This is a genomic window from Fructobacillus papyrifericola (assembly GCF_018437235.1).
GTDB lineage: Bacteria > Bacillota > Bacilli > Lactobacillales > Lactobacillaceae > Fructobacillus > Fructobacillus papyrifericola.
Genome location: NZ_JAAMFJ010000006.1, coordinates 1 through 4,988 on the forward strand (window position 1 = coordinate 1; position 4,988 = coordinate 4,988).

2 protein-coding genes and 1 pseudogene are annotated in these 4,988 nt (G+C 41.8%); 2 read left to right on the forward strand and 1 reads right to left on the reverse strand.

Translation table 11 applies throughout. The annotated features are described in order from the left end of the window. On the reverse strand, window positions 1-2,027 hold a 2,027-nt coding region (locus tag G6R28_RS05855; protein ID WP_213793310.1), incomplete at its 3' end, for a BspA family leucine-rich repeat surface protein. Window positions 2,028-2,546: 519 nt separating this feature from the next. Between G6R28_RS05855 and G6R28_RS06665 the strand changes: the two are divergent. Beyond that, window positions 2,547-2,672, forward strand: a pseudogene (locus G6R28_RS06665) (hypothetical protein); the annotation flags it as partial. Between the two features lie 460 nt (window positions 2,673-3,132). After that, window positions 3,133-4,988, forward strand: a 1,856-nt coding sequence (locus G6R28_RS06585; RefSeq protein WP_238479378.1) for a BspA family leucine-rich repeat surface protein, incomplete at its 3' end; no start/stop codon positions are given.

Here is a 4,988-nt window from a genome sequence, read left to right on the forward strand (position 1 = left end):
GTCTGTGGTTTAGTACTCTCAGACGAGACTTGATTAGTTCCATTTGAACCTGGATTGGATGGATTGTTGTTGATGCCATCTTGGTTATCAGGATTTGATGGAGTATTGGTTCCGTCCTGATTATCAGGATTGGATGGAGTGTTGGTGCCGTCTTGGTTATCAGAACCGGTTGCATCCTTGGTGTACGTAACCGTGAAGGTCATATCTTGCGAGTCGCTATTCACTGTTTGAGCAGCGATTTCAGCTTGGTCAGGCGTATAATCATCAAGAACTGGGCTTTTGACTGCTTCAAAGTTTTGATCGCTTGACCAATCACCGTAGGTAACTTCCCCTGTAACAGCATCAGTATATTTAGTCCGAGTGAATGTCAGTGACTTTGTATAAGTATCAGCTGCTTCGGTACCATCTGCGTACTGGTAGTGAATGGTTTGTGTGACCGTTTTTGATTCAGTGCTTTCGGTCGGAGCATTCTTTTCGTAAACGAACGTAAGGTTTTGCTCATCATTCGATAGCGTTCCGGATGTGGCGGCATTGTCTTTCACTTCTTTGAACGTATAACCTGGAATATCAACTGGCGATTCGTTGAAGGCATCACCGACATTACCGCTAATAATCTTTTGATCATAAATTGGGTTACCATTGACGTCTTGATAATTGATAATTAAATCCTTGGCAGCCGTTTGGGTCCTTTGCCATACATAGGTGCCAGGCATTGAACCATCATAGTTTTTCATAAAATCCAAACTACTATCATAGACTGAATTTGGGGAAGCCGGGTCCACCCGTTCCCATTTACCCGTGTATTCACCAGTGGAAGTGTCAATTTCGGGAAGTTCTAAAAATTCCTGCCTTTCCAAAGTACTGAAAACGGTTTTTGGTCCTAGCTTTAAAGTATTAACTTTTGAGTCAGAAAACACATCAGCATAAGCATAAGGGTCAACTTCGAACGTGGAAGTATCGAAATTGGTTAAATCGATGGTAGTAACATGTGAAAACGCGAACATTCTTCTCATTGATTTGAGGTTTGAAGGGTTCCATTGGCTCAGATTAATTGTGGTGGCGTAAGTAGTGTCGAACATAAACGACATATTTTCAACTTTAGATACATTCCACTGACTAACATCTAAAACCGGAGCCTGAACGCCAACGAACATATCCCCCATATCTGTCACATTAGAAGTGTCCCATTTACTAACATCTAAAACCGGAGCCTGAACGCCACCGAACACACTGTTCATATCTGTCACATTAGAAGTGTCCCAGTTGCTAACATCTAAGTTCTCGACATCGCTGTGAAGGAAAAGAGAGTTCATATTAGTCACATTAGAAGTGTCCCAGTTGCTAACATCTAAGTTCTTGACAACGCTGAGAGCGAACATATCGCTCATATCTGTCACATTAGAAGTGTCCCAGTTGCTAACATCTAAGTTCTTGACATCGCTGAAAGAGAAAAGAGCGCTCATATTCGTCACATTAGAAGTGTCCCAGTTGCTAACATCTAAGTTCTCGACATCGCTGTGAAGGAAAAGAGAGTTCATATTAGTCACATTAGAAGTGTCCCAGTTGCTAACATCTAAGTTCTTGACAACGCTATAATGGAACATATAGCTCATATTAGTCACATTAGAAGTGTCTAATTGCCCGCTAATGCTCGTTAACTTTTCAAAATAATTGTATTTTGATTGGTAATTTCCACGAAACAAATTGGATGAATCTTGTGGTGCCTGAACTCCATCCTCTAAAATAATTTTCGTAACATTATTTTTTGATATGCCACTGATATCTTCGCCTGCCCGGCCGATCGTTCCAGCGCTAACCGTTAACGTACCGGTTGTGGAATCAAAGGATACAGGCGACGTTCCCCAAGTACTAGTGACGACGGAAGTGTCCGCTTGAGTACTGGCTGAACTAGTTGTTGTAGAGCTATTCGACGCCGGCACTGAATCGGCCTGCATCGTCTCGGTGCTGACAATTCCTCCCAAGATAAGGCCAGATAATGTGAACACCATAAGACTACTTTTTTTCATTATATCTCCTAATAAATAGTTTCTAAACTGTATTTATACAAGAAATACAGTAGCTTATTATAACATCAATCAATATAAAAAAATTAGTTAACTGGCACCCCCCCGCCAAGGGCAGCAAGTTGTTTTGAGCAGAGAGAGCCCTTAGGTAAATCTCAAAAAAGAGAATACTTACGGGCTTTTCCAAGGTATAGCTAAGAGCCATCGCTTTGGTCAAGTCGCTAACATCGTTTAAAGAGCATTCTGCCCACTCTCCCGTTTGTTCCGGGTAATGTGTTGCCACAGACTTCCGCTCTGAGCTAAAAACGCCTATCAGAGCCTCCTAGGTGCTAACCTAGGAACCACTACTTTGCCAATCACTTGCTGGGCGAGCTAACCCATGTCCAATTATTCATTGCCCAGTTGAACGCTACTTCAGCCTTTGGACGTGCTTTGGACGGAACAACTACCTCCCTCCTTACGGGTACACGCCTGTCCCGTCTCAGCCTTATAGGATAACGGCCCTAAGGAAATCAAAAAAATGTCATTGAAAATGCACTAATTTATGTAGTAGAAAGCATGTCTGCTGAAAGTAAACGGAATTTTGAAAATCAATATCAAGTACTTGAAAACAAAACTATTAATACCATAAAAAAGCAATCGGACTAGATTGTGAAATTCGGACAGAAAGCAAGCTTGTGAATGAAGGAAAAAGGGCTGCCGATTAAAATTCACAAGGCTAATTTCACAAAGGGGCGAGAAGCCTTGCAGCCGGGCTACTTGGTTTAATCTATCTTATGTCAACTCGAATTGGTCTAGTTAACCCAACTCAAAATCAATCCTGTCCAAAATAAAAGCAGCCCGCCTTTTATTTCTCTTTCAACCGCCAATAAAAATCATCCACGACCCAAATAAACGCTCAATGGTAAAAAGCGTTCATCTTACTTTAATCGAAGCAAGGTGGACGCTTTTTTGGAAAACCTTTCAATCACTCTACTCAAAACAACTTGCTGCCCTTGGCGGGGGTTGGGGTGCCAGTTAACTAATTTTTTTATATTGATTGATGTTATAATAAGCTACTGTATTTCTTGTATAAATACGGTTTAGAAACTATTTATTAGGAGATATAATGAAAAAAAGTAGTCTTATGGTGTTCACATTATCTGGCCTTATCTTGGGAGGAATTGTCAGCACCGAGACGATGCAGGCCGATTCAGTGCCGGTATCGGATAGCTCTACAACGACTAGTTCAGCCAGTACTCAAGCGGACACTTCCGTCGTCACTAGTACTTGGGGAACGTCGCCTGTATCCTTTGATTCCACAACCGGTACGTTAACGGTTAGCGCTGGAACGATTGGCCAGGCGGGCGAAGAAATCCCTAATATATCAAAATATAAGGTTAAACAAATTATTTTAGAGGGTGATGTGAAAGCACCACAAGATTCATCTTATTTGTTTTGTGGAGCTTACTCATCAAAATACGGTACTTCTTATTTTAGAGAGTTAACGAGTATTAGTGGCCAGTTAGACACTTCCAATGTGACTAATATGAGAAATATGTTCGCTAACAGCGATGTCGAGAACTTAGATGTTAGCAATTGGGACACTTCCAAAGTGACGGATATGTCCCAGTTGTTCTATGTTGCTAAAATTAAGCAGTTCGATGTTAGCAATTGGAACACTTCCAATGTGACGAATATGGCATCTATGTTCTCTGACAGTGAAGCACAATACTTAGATGTGAGCGATTGGGACACTTCCAAAGTGACGGATATGGAAGGTATGTTTCCTAGCAGCAAGATCAAGACCTTAGATGTCAGCAAATGGGATACTTCCAATGTGACGAATATGAGCAGTATGTTCAGTGACAGCGATATCGAGAACTTAGATGTTAGTCACTGGGATGTATCTAAAGTTGAAGATATGGTGTGTATGTTCCAGAGAACTATCGTTCCCACGATCGATGTTAGTCAATGGCATCCTTCAAGCATCAAACAAATGGCATTTATTTTCGCGGAGACAAACGTTACCACACTCGATTTAACCAATTTCGATACCTCTAATTTAGCTGTTGACTATTCCGCTTCTGTTGAGCAAATGTTTCAAGGATCAAAGGTTAATACTTTAACGCTAGGACCAAAAACTATTTTCCGTGATTTTGAAGTCGTCAACAGTGGTGGATACGACACTCTTCCTGAAATTGATACTTCCACTGGTGAATACACGGGTAAATGGGAACGGGTGGACCCGGCTTCCCCAAGTTCGGTTTACGACAGTAGTTTGGACTTTATGAAAAACTACGATGGTTCAATGCCTGGCACCTATGTATGGCAAAGGACTCAAACGGCTGCCAAGGATTTAATTATCAATTATCAAGACGTCAATGGTAACCCAATTTATGATCAAAAGGTTATTAGCGGTAATGTCGGTGATGCCTTCAACGAATCGCCAGTTGATATTCCAGGTTATACGTTCAAAGAAGTGAAAGATAATGCCGCCACCTCCGGAACGCTATCGAATGATGAGCAAAACCTTACGTTCGTTTACGAAAAGAATGCTCCGACCGAAAGCACTGAATCAAAAATGGTCACACAAACCATTCACTACCAGTACGCAGATGGCACAGAAGCGGCAGACACTTATACCAAGTCGCTGACATTCACTCGGACTAAATATACTGATGCTGTTACAGGTGAAGTTACCTATGGTGATTGGTCAGCCGATCAAAACTTTGAAGCAGTCAAAAGCCCAGTTATTGATGGTTATACGCCTGACCAAGCTGAAATTGCCGCTCAAACAGTGAATAGCGACTCGCAAGATATGACCTTCACGGTTACGTACACCAAGCATGCCACCGGTTCTGATAATCAGGACGGCACCAACACTCCATCCAATCCTGATAATCAGGACGGAACCAATACTCCATCCAATCCAGGTTCAAATGGAACTAATCAAGTCTCGTCTGAGAGTACTAAACCACAGAC